General features: G+C 71.8%; 12 protein-coding genes, 1 tRNA gene and 1 pseudogene. 5 read left to right on the forward strand and 9 right to left on the reverse strand.

Annotated features, from left to right (window positions below; translation table 11 throughout):
* Window positions 1-63 precede the first annotated feature (63 nt).
* Window positions 64-936 (forward strand): annotated as a pseudogene (locus AC51EU_RS15415) (ATP-dependent helicase C-terminal domain-containing protein); the annotation flags it as partial.
* A gap of 79 nt (window positions 937-1,015) precedes the next feature.
* Here AC51EU_RS15415 and AC51EU_RS15420 read toward each other — a convergent pair.
* The 5 genes from AC51EU_RS15420 to polA form a co-directional block, all read right to left on the reverse strand.
* Window positions 1,016-1,300 (reverse strand): hypothetical protein, encoded by a 285-nt coding sequence (locus tag AC51EU_RS15420; protein ID WP_496267491.1) that lies wholly within the window; start codon window positions 1,298-1,300, stop codon window positions 1,016-1,018.
* Between the two features lie 262 nt (window positions 1,301-1,562).
* Window positions 1,563-2,552, reverse strand: coding sequence for a cell envelope lipid trafficking protein PgfA (gene pgfA / locus AC51EU_RS15425; protein WP_496267492.1), 990 nt, complete (start codon window positions 2,550-2,552; stop codon window positions 1,563-1,565).
* Between the two features lie 15 nt (window positions 2,553-2,567).
* Window positions 2,568-2,702, reverse strand: a complete 135-nt coding sequence (locus AC51EU_RS15430) for an SPW_0924 family protein (protein ID WP_496267493.1) — start codon at window positions 2,700-2,702, stop codon at window positions 2,568-2,570.
* 127 nt (window positions 2,703-2,829) lie between these two features.
* Complete coding sequence (locus AC51EU_RS15435; protein WP_496267494.1) at window positions 2,830-4,656, reverse strand: lytic transglycosylase domain-containing protein; 1,827 nt, start codon at window positions 4,654-4,656, stop codon at window positions 2,830-2,832.
* A 240-nt stretch (window positions 4,657-4,896) separates the two neighbouring features.
* Entirely contained in the window at window positions 4,897-7,635 is a 2,739-nt protein-coding gene (gene polA / locus AC51EU_RS15440) for a DNA polymerase I (RefSeq protein ID WP_496267495.1), read from the reverse strand.
* A 211-nt stretch (window positions 7,636-7,846) separates the two neighbouring features.
* On the opposite strand from polA, the gene AC51EU_RS15445 reads away from it, so the two are divergent.
* Window positions 7,847-10,132 (forward strand): FdhF/YdeP family oxidoreductase, encoded by a 2,286-nt coding sequence (locus tag AC51EU_RS15445; protein WP_496267496.1) that lies wholly within the window; start codon window positions 7,847-7,849, stop codon window positions 10,130-10,132.
* Between the two features lie 102 nt (window positions 10,133-10,234).
* Window positions 10,235-10,708 carry a PaaI family thioesterase gene (locus AC51EU_RS15450; protein WP_496267497.1) on the forward strand — a complete coding sequence of 158 codons (474 nt, stop codon included), beginning with the start codon at window positions 10,235-10,237 and terminating at the stop codon, window positions 10,706-10,708.
* Window positions 10,709-10,807: 99 nt separating this feature from the next.
* On the opposite strand, the gene AC51EU_RS15455 is transcribed toward AC51EU_RS15450, so the two are convergent.
* The gene (locus AC51EU_RS15455) at window positions 10,808-11,461 is read right to left on the reverse strand and encodes an ANTAR domain-containing response regulator (protein WP_496267498.1); all 654 of its coding nucleotides are present in this window, start codon (window positions 11,459-11,461) and stop codon (window positions 10,808-10,810) included.
* Between the two features lie 89 nt (window positions 11,462-11,550).
* On the opposite strand from AC51EU_RS15455, the gene AC51EU_RS15460 reads away from it, so the two are divergent.
* Window positions 11,551-11,633, forward strand: a tRNA-Leu gene (locus tag AC51EU_RS15460).
* A 241-nt stretch (window positions 11,634-11,874) separates the two neighbouring features.
* On the opposite strand, the gene pyk is transcribed toward AC51EU_RS15460, so the two are convergent.
* Window positions 11,875-13,320, reverse strand: coding sequence for a pyruvate kinase (gene pyk / locus AC51EU_RS15465; protein WP_496267499.1), 1,446 nt, complete (start codon window positions 13,318-13,320; stop codon window positions 11,875-11,877).
* Window positions 13,321-13,570: 250 nt separating this feature from the next.
* Between pyk and AC51EU_RS15470 the strand changes: the two genes are divergently transcribed.
* Entirely contained in the window at window positions 13,571-15,370 is a 1,800-nt protein-coding gene (locus AC51EU_RS15470) for a bifunctional metallophosphatase/5'-nucleotidase (RefSeq protein ID WP_496267500.1), read from the forward strand.
* A 123-nt stretch (window positions 15,371-15,493) separates the two neighbouring features.
* On the opposite strand, the gene AC51EU_RS15475 is transcribed toward AC51EU_RS15470, so the two are convergent.
* Both AC51EU_RS15475 and AC51EU_RS15480 read right to left on the reverse strand, forming a co-directional pair.
* Window positions 15,494-17,029 (reverse strand): lysine N(6)-hydroxylase/L-ornithine N(5)-oxygenase family protein, encoded by a 1,536-nt coding sequence (locus AC51EU_RS15475; RefSeq protein ID WP_496267501.1) that lies wholly within the window; start codon window positions 17,027-17,029, stop codon window positions 15,494-15,496.
* Window positions 17,026-18,212, reverse strand: a 1,187-nt coding sequence (locus AC51EU_RS15480; protein ID WP_496267502.1) for a pyridoxal phosphate-dependent decarboxylase family protein, incomplete at its 5' end; no start/stop codon positions are given. The genes AC51EU_RS15475 and AC51EU_RS15480, both read right to left, overlap by 4 nt.

Here is an 18,212-nt window from a genome sequence, read left to right on the forward strand (position 1 = left end):
CCGCAGCTAACGCATTAAGTTCCCCGCCTGGAGTCGGCCGGTGGCGGTCCCGGTGGGCGGGGCGGGGATGCCTCGCGGCTGCGGGACGCGCCCTGGTTGGCGGTCGCGGTGGCGGACCGTCCCGTCGGTGCGGCGTCCGCGCGGGTGCGGCTGGCGGCGGTGCTCGACGAGGGGACGGCGTGTGCGGCGGCGCGGGCCCTGCGTTCCTCGGGTGAGGAGGTCCGCTGGTCGGACGGTGACGTGGTGGCCAGGGCGGTGGACCGGCTGGGGGCGATCGAGCTGGCGTCCCGGCCGCTCGCCGACCCCGCTCCCGCTCTGGTGCGGAAGGCACTGCTGGAGGGTTTGCGCCGGGAGGGTCTCGGGCTGCTGCGGTGGTCTGCGGGGGCCGTGTCGCTGCGGCAGCGGTTGGCCTTTCTGCACCAGGAGATGGGCGGCCCGTGGCCGGACGTGTCGGACGCGGCGCTGCTGGAGCGTGCGGACGAGTGGCTGGGGACGGAGTTGCACCGGGCGCGGCGGCGGGCCGATCTGGAGCGGGTGGACGCGGGGCAGGCGTTGGCGCGGTTGCTGCCGTGGGCGAGCGGGGACGCCGTGCGTCTCGACGAGCTGGCGCCGGAGCGTATCGAGGTGCCGAGCGGTTCGCGGGTGCGGGTGGACTACGGCGGTGACCGGCCGGTGCTCGCGGTCAAGTTGCAGGAGATGTTCGGGTGGCTGGAGTCGCCGCGGGTGGCGGGAGGGCGGGTGCCCGTTCTGGTGCATCTGCTGTCCCCGGCAGGTCGGCCGGTGGCGGTGACGGCGGATCTGGCGTCGTTCTGGCGGGACGGATACCGCTCCGTGCGGGCGGAGTTGCGGGGCCGGTACCCCAAGCACCCGTGGCCCGAGGACCCGTCGGCGGCCGAGGCGACGCGGCACACGACGGCGCGGCTCAGGCGGGGCTGACGGGCCGGCGCGGGAGGTCTCCCCCGGGGCCGCGGAGACCCTCCTGCGGTGTGCGCGTTCCCGCCTCGTTGCTGGGCCCTCATGTGGCCTGCTCCTCTCCGCGCAGCGGCGCGGCGTACCAGCCGGGCAGGGCAGTGCGGCTGTCGGGTCCGCGGAGGAAGCGGGAGCAGCAGACCGGGTCGGCGTCCTGAGCGAGGACGAGCAAGCGGTCGCCGCCGCTCCAGAGGGCTACCTGCCAGTGCCGGGTGCGGCGGTGACGGCAGCGGTCTGTGACGGGTGGTGAGGAGGGCGGCCGCAGTGTGCCGGTCGGTGTCCAGGAGGTCGCGGCCCTGGGCGAGGTGGTGGGTGTCGGGGACTCCGCCATGTTCGGGGTCCCCGACGCTGAAGGCCGCCCAGCGCGTCCGGCCGGGCACCCCGGTGCCGTCCCCAGGGGCGAGGACGCCGATGGAGACAATGTGGCCGGCGGCGGTCTCGTAGGAGTCGTAGAAGGCGGAGCAGCACCCTCCGCGTGCGGTGCGGAAAACGTCGAAGGCCTCATCGTTCTCCCAGGTCGGGTGGCTCAACTCCAGGAGTTGGTCCACCGTTTCGGCGGTGATCGGGCAGCGGTCCGACGTCATGTGTTCACGCTAAGGGCGACCACTGACAGTGTGCTCCGCGGGCGTGCGTCCCCGGCCGCCGGGGCGGGTGCGGGCCTCGTGGGACAGGGCGAGGGCGAGGAGGACGGCGCCGAGGACCGGGAGGCCCCAGGGGAGGTAGCGGGTGAGCAGCAGGACCAGGGTGCGCTGGGTCGCGACGAGGTCGACGGTCGAGGTGACGAAGTCGGGGCGCATCGTCACCCGTCCGGCGAAGGCGGTGACCTTGTCCCGGCCGGCGAGGAGGGAACCGCCGCGCAGTTCCTCGCGGTGGTCCTCCTCCCCGTTGACGGGGGCTCCGGTGACCGGTTCGACCCAGAACCTTCTGGTGGTGGAGTACCAGCGGGTGGTGCCCGTCTTCGCGACGGTCTCCGGGGTGATGCCCTTGACCGGCATCTTCTTGGGGAACGGCACCTTGGTCCAGGGGATGGTCTGCTCGAAGTAGTAGACCTCCAGGCCGTGGAAGGTGCGGGTGCCCTTGTAGCGGATGGGGGCGGAGGTACGGGTCTGGGGGTCGAAGTAGGAGTAGTCGCGCTTCTCGGTGAGGAACGGCCACTTGTACTCGATGCCGTCGCGGCGGACGGGGTCGCCGTCGACGGCTTCTCCGGGGGCGTGCACGGGTTCCTGGGTGTGCGCGTCGAAGATGTAGCGCTCGGGGATGTCGGAGACCATGGCACCGCCGGGGCCCGCGACATGGGTGAGGGTGTCCCAGACGGTGACGTCGCGGCCGGTGGTCCGTCCGATCCGGGCGGCTTCGGTGATGTTGCCCTTGAGGGTCTGGACGATGGTGACCTTGGGTACCTGACGGGCCTTCATCGTGCCGTAGTCGATCAGGGTGGCGGGGGCGGCCTCCAGCACCATGGTCTGGTACTGGCCGGGCGGGACCTTGGCCAGGCGCGGGAAGGCGTACCAGCGGATCAGGGGGGAGAGAGCGGCGCAGAGGACGGCGAGGGCGAGCAGGACGAGGCTCGTGGTGCGGCGCATGACGTCGTCCCTCCGTCAGGGGTGCGCGGGGACGCTGGTCAGCAGGGGGCGGGGCGAGGTGCGGCCGCCGGGGGCGGCGAGGGCGGTGACGGCGACGACGAGGGCGAGGGCGGCGGCCAGTCCGACCGCGGCTGCTGCCAGGGCGCGCATGCGACCTCCCGGGAGCTGATACGGCGTCAGAGGCGGGCACCGTAGCAACGGGTGGCGCAGATGAGAACACATGGCACCGCCGCCCTGCCCGGGTGGGCGGGGCGGCGGTGCGGTGGCGGGGCGGGCGTCAGGCGCCGTCCGGGGCGGTGACCTTGAGTGCGACGGTGAGCACGGTGCCGTCGGCGGTGGTCAGCCGCAGGCGGAAGACGCCGGTGCGGTCGTCGGTGCGGATCTCCGGGAGCGTGAGCAGGCCGTCCTTGCCGGTGGTGAGGCCGGTGAGAGTGCGGACGGGCTTGTCCTTGGCGTCGCCGGTGGCCTTCGGGTCGGTGAAGTACGGGCCGTCGTGGGCCTCGGCGGGGTGCCGGGGGTCGTCGGTGACCATGGTCGCGGTGACCGGTACGCCCGCCGCGGCCTTGCCGTCGAGGGTCGCCTTGATCTCGACGGTGCCGGCCGCGAGCACGCCGCCCGCGGTGACCGCCAGTTCCTTGTCGGTGGTGCGGGCGAGCGTGTCGGCGTGCGGTACGGGCTTCGGTGCGACGGTTCCCGCGAAGTCGACGGCGGGGACGGTGCGGCCGACGGCGGTCGCGCGGAGGGTGAAGGAGCCGGTCTTGCCGCCCGCGCGCAGGGCCGGGGCGGTGGCGATGCCGTCCTTGCCGGTGGTGACGGTGACGGTGGTCGCGTCTTCGGGGAAGCGAGTGTCCGTGGCGCCGGAGAGGGCGAAGCGGACGGGGGCTTTGGCGACCGGCCGGCCGTCGGCGTCCTTGGCGCGTACCCGCGGCGTCGCGGCGAACGTCCCGTCCGCGGTGGCCGACAGCTCCTTGGCGCCCACGCGTTCGAGGGTGGTGAGAGGGGCGGGACGGGTGGGGGGCTCGGGCGTCGGCGTCGGGTTGGTGGTGCCTCCGTTGCCCGTGCCCGTTCCGGTGCCGCCGCCCGTTCCGGGGCGGCCCTGGGAGGGCCCGGTGCCGGTGCCGTCCGGGGCGGGGGTGGCCGGCTTGTGCGAGGTCTGCTTCCCGGTGTTCCCGCCGGCGGGGCGCTCGCCGCCCGCGCCACCGCGGCCCGTCGTGGCGCTGTGGCCGTGTCCGGACCGGTCGTCGGCGGACGGCTTCGTGCCGCCACTGCGGTGGACGGGCAGCGGGCCCTTGCCGTCCGGTACCTCGTGAGTGCCCTTGCTGTAGAACGTGTACCAGGAGCGCACCGTCCGCAGGTACTCACCGGATTGGTTGTACCCGAGGACGGCACGGTCGAGGTCGGCCGGTACGGAGAGGTCGCGGCCGCCGTTGCAGAGGTAGCGGCCGGCGGCGAGGGCGGCGTCGTAGATGTTGTTGGGGTTCTTCTCCCCGTTGCCGGTGCCGTCGGCGCCCCAGCCCTTGCCGTCGGGGCCGCCGTGTGACCAGGTGGAGGGGATGAACTGCATCGGGCCCACCGCGCGGTCGTACACGGGGTCACCGTCGTAGCGGCCGCCGTCGGTGTCGCGGATGGTGGCGAAGCCGTTGCCGTCGAGCCGCGGGCCGAGTATGGGCGTGAGGGTGGTGCCGTCGGCGTCGACCGCGCCGCCCCTGGCGTGCCCGGACTCCACCTTGCCGATCGCGGCGAGGAGCTGCCAGGGCAGCCGGCAGGCGGGGTCGGTGCCGTTGGCGGCCTTCTTGTAGGCGTCGAGGACCGTGGCGGGAATGCCGGCTTCGGCGGGTCCGGTGACGACCGGTCCGCCCGCGCCGCCGCCCTTCTGGTGCGAACCGCCGGACGGAGTGGCGCTCTTACGGGGCGGGAGGTCGGTGTAGAACGACGAACCGCCGTCGACGGGGGTGTCGGCGGGCGGGACCGGTTCGCCGGTTCTGTTCGCGGTCTTCTCGACCTCCCCCGGTGCCTGAGAGGCGGTCAGCGCGGCAAGCGCGACCGCCGCCACCGCCGTCGAGGCCGCTCCCCTGCGGAGCCGCCGCCCGAATGTGGCTGCCATACGAGCCGTCCCCTCCACATCGATCACCGCGTGGAATTCGCGGTGCCGCACTCCCCTGCGCTGCAACTCTGGTGACAGTACGACAACTCGGGTCCCCCATCCACCATGCGTACCGGTATCGCGGAGAACGGTTCGGGAAGGGGCGCGGCTGCCGCCGGGACATCCTCCCACGGAACACGTCACCGGGGTGGGGCCGTACGCGGTACGGCCCCACCCCGGTGACGTGTTCCGTCGTGCGGCTCAGTGGGCCGCGGACTCCCAGTCCCCGCCCGAGCCGACCGAGACGTCCAGCGGGGCGCGCAGCTCGACCGCGGCGGCCATCTCGCGGCGGATCAGTTCCTCGGCCTTCTTGCGCTCGCCGGGTGCCACCTCGACCACGATCTCGTCGTGCACCTGGAGCAGCAGCCGGGACCGCAGCCCCGCCGCGCTCAGCGCCGCGTCCACCTTGAGCATGGCGATCTTGACGATGTCGGCGGCGGTGCCCTGGATCGGGGCGTTCAGCGCCATCCGTTCGGCCATCTCACGGCGCTGGCGGTTGTCGCTGTTGAGGTCGGGGAGGTAGCGGCGGCGACCGAGGATGGTCTCGGTGTAGCCGGTGGCGCGGGCCTCCTCGACGACGCGGTGGAGGTAGTCCCGTACGCCGCCGAACCGCTCGAAGAAGGTGTCCATCAGCCGGCGGGCCTCGTCGGGCTGGATGCCCAGCTGCTGGGAGAGGCCGAAGGCCGACAGGCCGTACGCCAGGCCGTAGGACATCGCCTTGATCTTGCGGCGCATCTCCGGGTCGACCTCGGACTTGTCGACGCCGAAGACCTGGGAGGCGACGGTGGTGTGCAGGTCCTCGCCGGAGGTGAACGCCCGGATCAGGCCCTCGTCCTCGGAGAGGTGCGCCATCACCCGCAGTTCGATCTGGCTGTAGTCGGCGGTCAGCAGGGACTCGTAGCCCTCGCCGACGACGAAGCCGCGGCGGATGGCGCGGCCCTCGTCCGTGCGCACCGGGATGTTCTGGAGGTTGGGGTCCGTGGAGGACAGCCGGCCGGTGGCGGCGACGGTCTGGTTGAAGGTGGTGTGGATGCGGCCGTCGGTGCCGATGGTCTTGATCAGGCCCTCGACGGTGGCGCGCAGCTTGGACTGCTCGCGGTGGCGCAGCATGATCACCGGGAGTTCGTTCTCGGTCTGCGCGGCCAGCCAGGCGAGGGCGTCGGCGTCGGTGGTGTAGCCGGTCTTGGTCTTCTTGGTCTTCGGCAGGCCCAGCTCGCCGAAGAGGACCTCCTGGAGCTGCTTGGGCGAGCCGAGGTTGAACTCGTGTCCGGCGGCGGCGTGCGCCTCCTGGACGGCCTGCTGCACCGCGCCGGCGAACTGCTGCTCCATGCGTTCGAGCCAGCCGCGGTCGGCGGCGATGCCGGCCCGCTCCATCCTGGCGAGCAGGGCGCTGGTGGGCAGTTCGAGTTCGCGCAGCAGATCGGCGGCGCCGACCTCGGCGAGCCGGGTCCCGAACGCGGTGCCCAGGTCGAGGACCGTGCGGGCGTTGCCCATGAGGGCGTCGGCCTCGGCCTGCTCGTCCGCGCCGAAGGCCAGCTGGCCGGTGCCGGCCGCGGCCGGGGCCAGTTCGCGGCCCAGGTACTCGACGGACAGGACGTCCAGGGCGAAGGAGCGGCGGCCGGGCTTGACCAGGTAGGCGGCGAGGGCCGTGTCCATGACGACGCCGTCGATCCGCCAGCCGTGCTCGGCGAAGACCCGCATCAGGCCCTTGGCGTTGTGCATCACCTTGGGGCGGGAGGGGTCCGCACTCCACTCGGCGAACGCCCGCTCGTCGGCCTCGTCCAGCCCGGTGGGGTCGAACCAGACGGCGGGGCCGCCGGCCGTGGCCAGCGCCACCTCGGCGACGCTGCCGGTACCGCGGGACCACACGTCGACCGTGGACACCCCGAGCGGGCTGGTGCCGTGCTCGGCCAGCCAGGGCGCGAGCTCGCCGGTGCCGATCACGGTGCCGTCGATCTCGACGCCGGCGGCGGGCGCCGCCTCCTCCGCGGCCGCTTCCGCGCCGGGGTCGACGGCGTGCAGCCGGTCGCGCAGGCCCTGGTTGCGGATCTCCAGGGCGTCCAGGAAGACCGCGAGCGCCCGCCGGTCGTACGCCTCGCGGACCAGTGCCTCGGGGCCGCAGGGCAGCTCGACGTCACGGACCATCTCCGTCAGCCGGCGGTTGAGCTTGACGGCCTCCAGGTGGTCGCGGAAGTTCTGGCCGGCCTTGCCCTTGACCTCCTCCGCGCGCGCGACGAGCTCGGCGAACGAGCCGAACTGGTTGATCCACTTCGCGGCGGTCTTCTCGCCCACGCCCGGGATGCCGGGGAGATTGTCCGACGGGTCTCCGCGCAGCGCCGCGAAGTCGGGGTACTGGGAGGGGGTGAGGCCGTACTTCTCCTCGACCTTCTGCGGGGTGTAGCGGGTGAGCTCCGAGACGCCCTTGGTCGGGTAGAGCACCGTGACGTGCTCGTTCACCAGCTGGAAGGAGTCGCGGTCGCCGGTGACGATGGAGACGTCGAAGCCCTGGGCCGTGGCCTGGGTGGCGAGCGTGGCGATGACGTCGTCGGCCTCGAAGCCGTCCACCGCGAACCGCTTGACGTGCATCGCGTCCAGCAGCTCGCCGATCAGCTCGACCTGGCCCTTGAACTCGTCGGGCGTCTTGGAGCGGTTCGCCTTGTACTCGGGGAACTCCTCGGAGCGCCACGTCTTGCGGGAGACGTCGAACGCCACCGCGAAGTGCGTGGGCGCCTCGTCACGCAGGGTGTTCGCGAGCATCGAGGCGAATCCGTAGATCGCGTTGGTGGACTGTCCCGTGGCGGTGGTGAAGTTCTCCACGGGCAGGGCGAAGAACGCCCGGTATGCCATGGAATGCCCGTCCATCAGGAGCAGACGGGGGCGGCCTCCGCCCGCCGCCTCGGTGCCGGTCGTTTCGCTCTTCTTCGCTGCCTTTGCTGCCACGCCCCCGATCCTGCCACGCCCCACCGACAATCCCCGCCGCGGCGGCCGCCCCGCCCCCGCCGGCCGGCGCGCGGCGCCCGGCGCGGGGCCGCGAGCGGGGTTATCCACAGGCTCTACGCGGTCCGGCCGGTCCGTGACAGGATCGAAGGCGTAGACGACGATCCGTCCGCACGACGGCATCGCCACCGCTCACAGCTCGGAGGAGAGCGTCATGGCAGGCAAGCCGCCCGCATCGGATCCCATCCAGGACGCGCCCGAGGTCGGCGAGCCCGAGCATTCCGCCGTCGGCCTGCCGGCCATCACCCACGCGCTGCGCGTCTCGCAGCAGCAGATGGGGGTGCGCCGCACGGCGCTGACGCTGCTGCGCGTCAACCAGAAGGAGGGCTTCGACTGCCCCGGCTGCGCCTGGCCGGACCCTGATCACCGGCACACCGCCGAGTTCTGCGAGAACGGCGCCAAGGCCGTCGCCGAAGAGGCCACCCTGCGCCGTGTCACCCCGGAGTTCTTCGCGGCGCACTCCGTCGCCGATCTCGCCGGGCGCAGCGGCTACTGGCTCGGCCAGCAGGGCCGGCTCACCCGCCCGATGTACCTGGCCGAGGGCGCCGAGCACTACGTACCGGTCTCCTGGGAGCGCGCCTTCGGCATCCTCGGCGACGAGCTGACCGGCCTCGACTCCCCCGACGAGGCGGTCTTCTACACCTCCGGCCGGACGAGCAACGAGGCGGCCTTCCTCTTCCAGCTGTTCGCCCGTGAATTCGGCACCAACAACCTCCCCGACTGCTCCAACATGTGCCACGAGTCGTCGGGCTCCGCGCTCACCGAGACCATCGGCATCGGCAAGGGCAGCGTCCTGCTGGAGGATCTCTACAAGGCCGATCTGATCATCGTGGCCGGTCAGAACCCGGGCACCAACCACCCCCGGATGCTCTCCGCCCTGGAGAAGGCCAAGACCGGCGGCACGAAGATCATCTCCATCAATCCGCTGCCCGAGGCCGGTCTGGAGCGCTTCAAGAACCCGCAGACGCCCCGCGGCCTGGCGGGCGGCGGCACCGCGCTGACCGATCTCTTCCTCCAGGTCCGCCTCGGCGGCGACCAGGCACTGTTCCGCGCGCTGAACCGCATGATCCTGGAGACCGAGGGCGCCGTCGACGAGGACTTCGTCCGGGAGCACACCCACGGCTTCGAGGAGTTCGCCCGCGTCGCCCGCGCCGGTGACGACTGGGAGGAGACGCTGCGCGCCACGGGGCTGACCCGCGAGGAGATCGAGAGCGCCCTGCGGATGATCCTCGCCTCCCGGCGCGTCATCGTGTGCTGGGCGATGGGCCTGACGCAGCACAAGCACTCGGTCCCCACCATCCAGGAGGTCGTCAACTTCCTCCTGCTGCGCGGCAACATCGGCCGCCCCGGTGCCGGGGTCTGCCCGGTGCGCGGCCACAGCAACGTCCAGGGCGACCGGACCATGGGCATCTTCGAGCGGCCCGCGCCCGAGTTCCTCGACGCGCTGGAGAAGGAGTTCGGATTCGCCCCGCCGCGTGACCACGGCTACGACGTCGTCCGTGCCATCCGGGCACTGCGCGACGGGAAGGCCAAGGTCTTCTTCGCCATGGGCGGCAACTTCGTCTCGGCCACCCCGGACACGGACGTCACCGAGGCCGCCATGCGCCGCGCCCGCCTCACGGTGCATGTCTCCACCAAGCTCAACCGCTCCCACGCGGTCACCGGCGCCCGCGCCCTGATCCTGCCCACGCTCGGCCGGACGGAGCGCGACCACCAGCGCGGCGGCGACCAGTTCGTCACCGTCGAGGACTCCATGGGCATGGTGCACGCCTCCCGCGGCCGGCTGCGGCCCGCGAGCCCGCATCTGCTGTCGGAGACCGCGATCGTGGCCCGGATGGCCCGCCGGGTCCTCGGCGAGCGCAGCACCACTCCCTGGAGCGCGTTCGAGGACGACTACGGGACGATCCGCGACCGCATCGCCCGCGTCATCCCCGGCTTCGAGGACTTCAACGCCAAGGTCGCCCGCCCCGGCGGCTTCGCCCTGCCGCACGCGCCCCGGGACAGCCGCCGCTTCCCCACCGCCACCGGCAAGGCGAACTTCACCGCCGCGCCCGTGGAGTACCCCGCCGTCCCCGAGGGCCGGCTGCTGCTCCAGACGCTGCGTTCCCACGATCAGTACAACACCACGGTCTACGGCCTCGACGACCGCTACCGGGGCATCAAGAACGGCCGCCGGGTCGTGCTGCTGCACCCCGACGACGCCCGCGCCCACGGTCTCGCCGACGGCGCGTACGCCGACCTGGTCAGCGAGTGGACCGACGGCAGCGAGCGGCGGGCACCCGGTTTCCGGGTGGTGCACTACCCGACGGCGCGCGGCTGCGCGGCCGCCTACTACCCGGAGACGAATGTGCTGGTCCCGCTGGACCACACCGCGGACACCAGCAACACCCCCGCCTCCAAGTCGGTGGTGATACGCCTGGAACCGGCGCGGGAGGACTGAGGGAACGGGAACGAGCACCCCGTGCTGAGCGCTCGCTCAGTGGCCTGATAAGAACAGGAACGATCGACGACGATCACAGGCCAGCGAACGGAGCCGAACGCCATGGGCGAGCAGCACACCACCACGTTTCCGCAGGAGATCCTCGATCAGTGGGCCGGCCTCGGCCTCGACCTGCCGGCGCTCTTCTCCGCCGGGAATCTCGGCCGCCGGATGGGCGTGCGGGTCGTCGAGGCCGCCCCGGAGCGCGTCGTGGGCACCATGCCCGTCGAGGGCAACACCCAGCCCTACGGGCTGCTGCACGGCGGTGCCTCCGCGGTCCTGGCCGAGACGCTGGGTTCGGTCGGCGCCATGCTGCACGGCGGTCCTTCCCGGATCGCCGTGGGTGTCGATCTGAACTGCACCCATCACCGCGGGGTGCGTTCCGGCCTGGTCACGGGCGTCGCCGTCCCGGTCCACCGCGGCCGTTCCACCGCCACGTACGAGATCGCCGTCACCGACGAGCAGGACAAGCGCGTCTGCTCCGCCCGTCTGACCTGCATGCTGCGGGACACGGACGCCGACGCCCACCGCGGCTGACGCCTCACGCGCCCCACAGGCCGACGGCCCCGCTCCCCGGTACCGGGGCGGGCCGTCCGTGCGGGGACCGGCGCGGTGCGGCACCGGCCCCGGGAGCCGTTACTGCTCCTTCTTCTGCTTCTTCTCCTCGGCGTCCTCGATGACCGCCTCGGCGACCTGCTGCATCGACAGCCGGCGGTCCATCGAGGTCTTCTGGATCCACCGGAACGCGGCGGGCTCCGTCAGGCCGTACTGCGTCTGCAGGATGCTCTTCGCCCGGTCGACGAGCTTGCGGGTCTCCAGCCGCTGGGTGAGGTCGGCGACCTCTTTCTCCAGCGTCCTCAGCTCGGTGAACCGGCTCACCGCCATCTCGATCGCCGGCACCACGTCGCTCTTGGAGAACGGCTTCACCAGGTACGCCATCGCCCCCGCGTCCCGTGCCCGCTCCACCAGCTCGCGCTGGGAGAAGGCGGTCAGCATCAGCACGGGCGCGATGCTCTCCTCGGCGATCTTCTCGGCCGCGGAGATACCGTCCAGTACGGGCATCTTCACATCGAGGATCACCAGGTCGGGGCGGTGCTCCCGGGCCAGCTCCACAGCCGTCTGCCCGTCCCCGGCCTCACCGACGACGGTGTAGCCCTCCTCCTCCAGCATCTCCTTGAGATCGAGGCGGATGAGTGCCTCGTCCTCGGCGATCACCACACGCGTGGTGATCGGCGGGACGTGCGACTGGTCGCCTTCGGGGGCGGGCTGCTCGGGGTCGGCGGCGCTCACAGGACTCCTCGTTCCAGGCAGGTGGTGCCATTGCAGCCTACCTAGAGGCGGTCGCCATGGCGTACACGGTATGGTGTCTTGAGCCACCGGCCGGGTTGGTGGAATGGCATACACGGATGTCTCAAACACATCTGCCCGAAAGGGCTTGCGGGTTCGAATCCCGCACCCGGCACTTCTGATCACGAAATCACCGGCCGTCGTACGGCACGGCATTTCCGGGGCCTGCGGCCGGTTCCGCCGGAAAGGCACTGCCCGAATTCCCCGCGGTCGACGAAAGCGCTTCCGCTTGTCCGGGCGATTCCCCGGGATTCCCCTCACCGGGCGGTCACGGCGTTCGGCGGGCCACCACGCCGGGCCGGAGCACCGACAGGGACGACCGTCAGGACCTCGCGCCAACGCACCGGCGGACGGGGCTATTTCGCGGGGACCGGGGTGCCGTCCTCGCCGATGTGGTGGACGCGGACGAGGTTGGTGGAGCCGGGGACCCCGGGCGGGGAGCCGGCCGTGATGATCACGACATCCCCCTTGCGGCAGCGGCCGAGCCTCAGCAGCTGCTCGTCGACCTGGGCCACCATCTCGTCGGTCGAGTCGACGGTCGGACCGAGGAAGGTCTCCACTCCCCAGGTGAGGTTGAGCTGGGAGCGGGTGGCGGGGTCGGGGGTGAAGGCGAGAAGGGGGATGGGCGAGCGGTAGCGGGAGAGGCGGCGGACGGTGTCGCCGGACTGGGTGAAGGCGACGAGGTACGCGGCACCGAGGAAGTCACCCATCTCGGCGGCCGCGCGGGCGACGGCGCCGCCCTGGGTGCGGGGCTTGCTGCGTTCGGTGAGCGGCGGGAGGCCCTTGGCGAGGATGTCCTCCTCGGCGGCCTCGACGATCCGGCTCATCGTCCTGACCGTCTCGGAGGGATACTTTCCGACGCTCGTCTCGCCGGAGAGCATCACGGCGTCGGTGCCGTCGATCACGGCGTTGGCGACGTCGGACGCCTCGGCCCGGGTCGGACGGGAATTGTCGATCATCGAGTCGAGCATCTGTGTGGCGACGATGACCGGTTTGGCATTGCGCCTGGCCAGTTTGACGGCCCGCTTCTGAACGATCGGGACGGCTTCCAGCGGCATTTCGACACCGAGGTCACCGCGGGCGACCATGATGCCGTCGAAGGCCGCGACGATCTCCTCGATCCTCTCGACGGCCTGGGGCTTCTCCACCTTGGCGATCACGGGGAGGAAGCGGCCCTCCTCCCGCATGATGCGGTGGACGTCGTCGATGTCGCGGCCGCTGCGGACGAAGGAGAGCGCGATGACGTCGGCGCCGGTGCGCAGGGCCCAGCGGAGATCGTCCTCGTCCTTGCCGGAGAGGGCGGGGACGGAGACGGCGACACCGGGAAGGTTGAGGCCCTTGTGGTCGGAGACCATGCCGCCCTCGACGACCTTGGTGTGGACGCGGGGCCCGTCGACACCCGTCACCTCCAGCGTCACCTTGCCGTCGTCGACGAGGATGCGCTCCCCCGGTGTGACATCGGCGGCGAGTCCGTCGTAGGTGGTCCCGCAGAGGTGGCGGTCGCCCTCGATGTCCGGCTCCACGGTGATGACGAAGGTGTCGTCGCGTTCGAGAAGTACGGGGCCTTCCCGGAAACGGCCCAGCCGGATCTTCGGGCCTTGAAGGTCGGCGAGGATTCCGACACTGCGGCCGGTCTCCTCGGAGGCGGCGCGGACACGGCGGTAGCGCGCCTCGTGGTCGGCATAGGTGCCGTGACTGAGATTGAAGCGGGCGACGTCCATTCCGGCGTCGACGAGGGCCTTGATCTGCTCGTACGAGTCCGTGGCGGGGCCCAGTGTGCAAACGATTTTCGCTCGGCGCATACGTCGACCCTATGACCTACCTGCTGGTAGGGAAGTGTGGGGAAGTGACTGCCCAACGACCGCTGAATGAAAGGCTGTTGACAACTTCTGGAATGGGCGCGACCGCGCTCCGATGAGCAGACCGAAAGGTGCTTCCGGGGTCGGCGGCGCACTTGAGGGACTGTCGTACCGGAGCGCACTGCGTCAGAATCTCCGCGCGTAGTGCCGCGGCGGGCGGCACGATGGGGCCGTCGTCGTGTGAGGAGTGGAAATGTCGCTCGACCGTAGGGCGTTCGTGGGGAGTTCCGTGGTGGCGGGTGCGGGAATGGCACTCGCGGGAGCGGGCGAGGCGGCGGCACGGCCGCGCGGCGGGCACGGCCCCCACGGCCGCACACACTACGCGTTCACCGTGATGGGAACGACGGATCTGCACGGAAACGTCTTCAACTGGGACTACGCCACCGACGCGGAATTCGACGACGCCGACCACAATGATGTGGGACTGGCGAAGATCTCCACACTGGTGTCCCGGGTCCGGCGCGAGAAGGGCCGTCACAATACGCTGCTGATCGACGCGGGCGACACCATCCAGGGCACACAACTGGCCTATTACTATGCGAAGGTGGAGCCCATCACCGGGCCGGAGGGTCCGGTGCATCCGATGGCGCGGGCGATGAACGCGATCGGCTATGACGCGGCGGCGCTGGGCAATCATGAATTCAATTACGGTATTCCTCTGCTGCGGAAGTTCGAGAAGGACTGCGATTTCCCGCTGCTGGGGGCGAACGCGGTCGACGCCCGGTCGCTGCGTCCGGCGTTCCCGCCGTATGTGGTCAAGCGGCTGCGGACGCCGCACGGGCGGGACGTACGGGTGGCGGTGCTGGGGCTGACGAATCCGGGGATCGCGATCTGGGACAAGGCACACGTCCAGGGCAAGCTGGCGTTTCCCGGGCTGGTCGAGCAGGCCGCGGTGTGGGTGCCCAAACTGCGTTCGATGGGCGCGGACGTGGTGATCGTCGCCGCGCATTCGGGGGCGGGCGGCACCTCGTCGTACGGGGACCAGGTGCCGTACGTGGAGAACGCCGCGGCGCTGGTCGCGGAGCGGGTGCCGGGGATCGACGCGATTCTCGTGGGGCACGCGCATGTGGAGATTCCCGAGCGGCGCGTGGTGAACAAGGAGACGGGCCGTGAGGTGGTGCTGTCGGAGCCACTGAAGTGGGGGCAGCGGCTGACCCTGTTCGATGTGGCGGTGGAGTGGCAGCGGGGCCGCTGGGAGGTGACCTCGCTCGGGGCGCGGGTGCTCAACGCGAACACGGTGGAGGAGGACGCGCGGATCACCGGGCTGCTGCGGGATGAACAGAAGAAGGTCGTGGCGTATGTGAACCGGGTGATCGGCCGGTCGGTGGCGGAGATGACGGCCGCCGAGGCCCCGGTGAAGGACACCCCGATCCTGGACTTCATCGCCCATGTGCAGGCCGAGGTGGTACGGAAGGCGCTGGCGGGAACGGCGTACGCGGAGTTGCCGGTGCTGTCCCAGGCATCGTGCTTCTCACGCGCCGCGACGGTGCCGGCCGGGGACGTGACGATCCGGTCGATGGCCGCGCTCTATCCGTTCGACAACACCCTGGAGGCACGGGTGATGACGGGCCGGCAGGTGCGGGACTATCTGGAGTTCTCGGCGCGGTATTACGTGCGAACGCCGTCCGGCGGGCCGGTCGATCCGGCGAAGGTGACAAATGCCGACGGAATTCCGGACTACAACTACGACGCCGTCAGCGGGGTGTCGTACGACATCGATATCGCGAAGCCGGCGGGCAGCCGGATCGGGCGTCTGATGTTCGGGGGAAAGCCGCTGGACGATTCGGCGCGCTTCGTTCTGGCCGTGAACAATTACCGGGCGAGCGGCGGCGGTAATTTCCCGCATGTGGCGGCCGCGCAGCAGGTCTGGTCGACGTCGGAGGAGATCCGGAACCTGATCATCGGGTGGGTCCAGGAGACCGGGAAGATCGACCCGGCGGCATTCGCGTCGGCGGAGTGGCGGTTGACGCGGGACGGGGCCCCTGTGTTCTGAGGGCTCGGGCCGCCGCGCGGCCCCGGGGACAGCCCCGCCCGCTTCGGGTGCGCGACGCCCCGCGCCTTTCCCGGCGCGGGGCGTTGCGCCGCGGGCCCGTCGTCGTGGGCGGGCGGTTGCCGGTCAGTGGCGCGGGACGAGATGGGACGCCTGACGCGGGACGGTACCAATGCGGCCCACCGGGGGCTGCTGGAGGCCGAATGTGGTGAAGGCGGTGCGGGAGGGAAGCGGGTAAGGGTTGGCGCCGGTGAGGGAGTTGAGGATCGTGGCGCTGCGCCAGGCGGCGAGGCCGAGGTCCGGGGTACCGACGCCGTGGGTGTGCCGTTCCGCGTTCTGGACGTAGAGGGAGCCGGTGAGGGCGGGGCCGGTGACCAGTCGGTGTTCGGCGTCGATGCGAAGGCGTCCGGCGTTGTCCCGAAGCAGATGGGGGTCGAGCGCGCCGAGGAGGGTGTCGAGGCGGCGCTCGCGGTAGCCGGTGGCAAGGACCACGGCGTGGGTGGTGAGGCGGGAGCGGGTGCCCTGCTCGGCGTGGTCGAGGTGCAGCTCGATCTGTGTGGTGCCGACGCGGTCGGCCGCGTGAACGGCGACGCCGGGGGTGAGGGTCGCGTCCGGCCACCCCCCGTGCAGGGTGCGGCGGTAGAGCTCGTCGTGGATGGCGGCGAGGGTGTCGTGGTCGACGGCCTTGTGCAGCTGCCACTGGCGGTCGAGGAGATCATCGCGGACCCCCTCGGCCAGGCCGTGGAAGTAGCGGGTGTAGTCGGGGGTGAAGTGCTCCAGGCCGAGCTTGCTGTACTCCATGGGCGCGAAGGCCGCGGTACGGGCGAGCCAGTGGAGGCGCTCGTGGCCGACGGGGCGGGCGCGGAGCAGGTCCAGGAAGATCTCGGCGCCGGACTGGCCCGCGCCGATGACGGTGATGTGCTCGGCGGCGAGCAGGCGTTCGCGGTGGTCGAGGTAGTCGGCGGAGTGGATGACGGGGACGGCCGGGGCCTCGGCTAGGGGGCGCAGGGGCTCGGGGACGTGCGGGGCGGTGCCGACGCCGAGGACGGCATTGCGGGCGTAGGTACGGCCCAGTGCCTCGGCCTCGCCGTCGGGGCCGAGGTGGGTGAAGTCGACCTCGAAGAGCGCGTGCCGGGCGTTCCAGCGGAGGGCTTCGACCTGGTGACGGAAGTGGAGACCGGGGAGGTTCTCGCTGACCCAGCGGCAGTAGGCGTCGTACTCGGCGCGGTGGATGTGGAAGCGCTCGGCGAAGTAGAAGGGGAAGAGGCGCTCGCAGGTCTTGAGGTAGTTGAGGAACGTCCAGGGACTGGTGGGGTCGGCGAGGGTGACGAGGTCCGCGAGGAAGGGAACCTGGAGGGTCGCGCCGTCGATCAGCAGGCCGGGGTGCCAGTGGAAGGCGGGGCGCTGGTCGTAGAAGGCGGTGCGGAGGTCGCACAGGGGGTGGGCGAGGGCGGCGAGGGAGAGGTTGAAGGGGCCGATGCCGACGCCGACGAGGTCGAGGGGGTGGGTGGGGTCCGCGGTGCCGTGGCGGTCGGTGGGCGCGACGGCGCGCGTGGTCGGGGTGGTGGGGGCGGCGGGGCCGGAGCCCTGGGAACCGGGGGCGGCGGGGGTTTCCGCGGGGGTACCGGAGGCGGACGCGGGGTGGGGGGCGGGGGTGGTCATCGGGGAGTGTGGCCTTCCACGAGTTTGAGAAGGGCGGCGAGGTCGCCGGGCTGGGTGTGGGGGTTGAGGAGCGTGGCCTTGAGCCAGAGGCCGGTGGGGGTGGTGGCGCGGCCGAGGACCGCGTGCCCCTCGGCGAGGAGGCCGCGGCGGAGGGCGGCGACGGTGGCGTCGTCGGCGCCGGTGGGGCGGAAGAGAACCGTGGTCAGCGCGGGCCGGGAGTGGAGCTCGTAGCGGGGGTGGGCCTCGATGAGGTCGGCGAGCGTGCGGGCGGCGGTGAGGGTGCGGTCGACGAGTTCGCCGAGGCCGTTGCGGCCGAGGGCCTTGAGGGTGACGGCGATCTTGAGGATGTCGGGGCGGCGGGTGGTGCGGACGGAGCGGCCGAGGAGGTCGGGGAGGCCGGCTTCGGTGTCGTCGTGCGCGTTGAGGTAGTCGGCGCGGTGGTCGAGCGCCGCCAGGGCGGTGGCGTCCGGGACGGCGAGGAGGCCGGCGGCGACCGGCTGCCAGCCGAGTTTGTGCAGGTCGAGCGTGACGGTGTGGGCACGTTCCAGGCCACGCAGCAAGGAGCGGTGGGTGGCGCTGAAGAGGAGGGAACCGCCGTAGGCGGCGTCGACGTGGAGACGTGCCCCGTGCCGTTCGGCGAGGTCGGCGAGTTCCGGGAGCGGGTCGAGGGCACCGGAGTCGGTGGTGCCCGCGGTGGCGACGAGCAGGACCGGGCCGGTGAGTCCGGTGAGGGCGGAGTGGACCGCGTCGGGGGTGAGGACGCCGTCGGGTGTGGGGACGGTGAGGGGTTCGGGAAGGCCGAGGAGCCAGGCGGCGCGGTGGATGCTGTGGTGTGCGTTGGCACCGCAGACGATGCGGAGCGGCGCGGCGGGATCGGGCCCCGCGCCTCCCGGACGCTCCCCGGAACGGTGCGCGCCGCCGCGGGCGGCCTCGCGCGCCAGGAGGACGGCGAGGAGGTTGGACTCGGTGCCCCCGGTGGTGACCAGGGCGTCCGGTGTGCCGGCGGGGAACGGTGGGACGGCGTTCCCCGGGGCGGCGCCCCCTGTGTCGGTGCCCGTCGCGTCAACACCCCCTGGGGCGGCGGACGCCACGTCAGCGCCCCTCGCGCCAGCACCCGCCACGTCAGCGCCCCTCGCGTCAGCGGCGAGCGTGCCGCCCGCTCCGGCGGTACGCGGCGGGCCCG

This window comes from Candidatus Streptomyces philanthi (genome assembly GCF_059553635.1).

Excerpts from the sequence above, each read along its gene's own strand:
- AC51EU_RS15450 (WP_496267497.1), top strand. The coding sequence starts at position 10,235 with ATGGGCGAGCAGCACACCACCACGTTTCCGCAGGAGATCCTCGATCAG.
- AC51EU_RS15475 (WP_496267501.1), bottom strand. The coding sequence starts at position 17,029 with ATGACCACCCCCGCCCCCCACCCCGCGTCCGCCTCCGGTACCCCCGCG.
- pgfA (WP_496267492.1), bottom strand. The coding sequence starts at position 2,552 with ATGCGCCGCACCACGAGCCTCGTCCTGCTCGCCCTCGCCGTCCTCTGC.
- AC51EU_RS15430 (WP_496267493.1), bottom strand. The coding sequence starts at position 2,702 with ATGCGCGCCCTGGCAGCAGCCGCGGTCGGACTGGCCGCCGCCCTCGCC.
- pyk (WP_496267499.1), bottom strand. The coding sequence starts at position 13,320 with ATGCGCCGAGCGAAAATCGTTTGCACACTGGGCCCCGCCACGGACTCG.
- AC51EU_RS15435 (WP_496267494.1), bottom strand. The coding sequence starts at position 4,656 with ATGGCAGCCACATTCGGGCGGCGGCTCCGCAGGGGAGCGGCCTCGACG.
- AC51EU_RS15470 (WP_496267500.1), top strand. The coding sequence starts at position 13,571 with ATGTCGCTCGACCGTAGGGCGTTCGTGGGGAGTTCCGTGGTGGCGGGT.
- AC51EU_RS15420 (WP_496267491.1), bottom strand. The coding sequence starts at position 1,300 with ATGGCGGAGTCCCCGACACCCACCACCTCGCCCAGGGCCGCGACCTCC.
- AC51EU_RS15445 (WP_496267496.1), top strand. The coding sequence starts at position 7,847 with ATGGCAGGCAAGCCGCCCGCATCGGATCCCATCCAGGACGCGCCCGAG.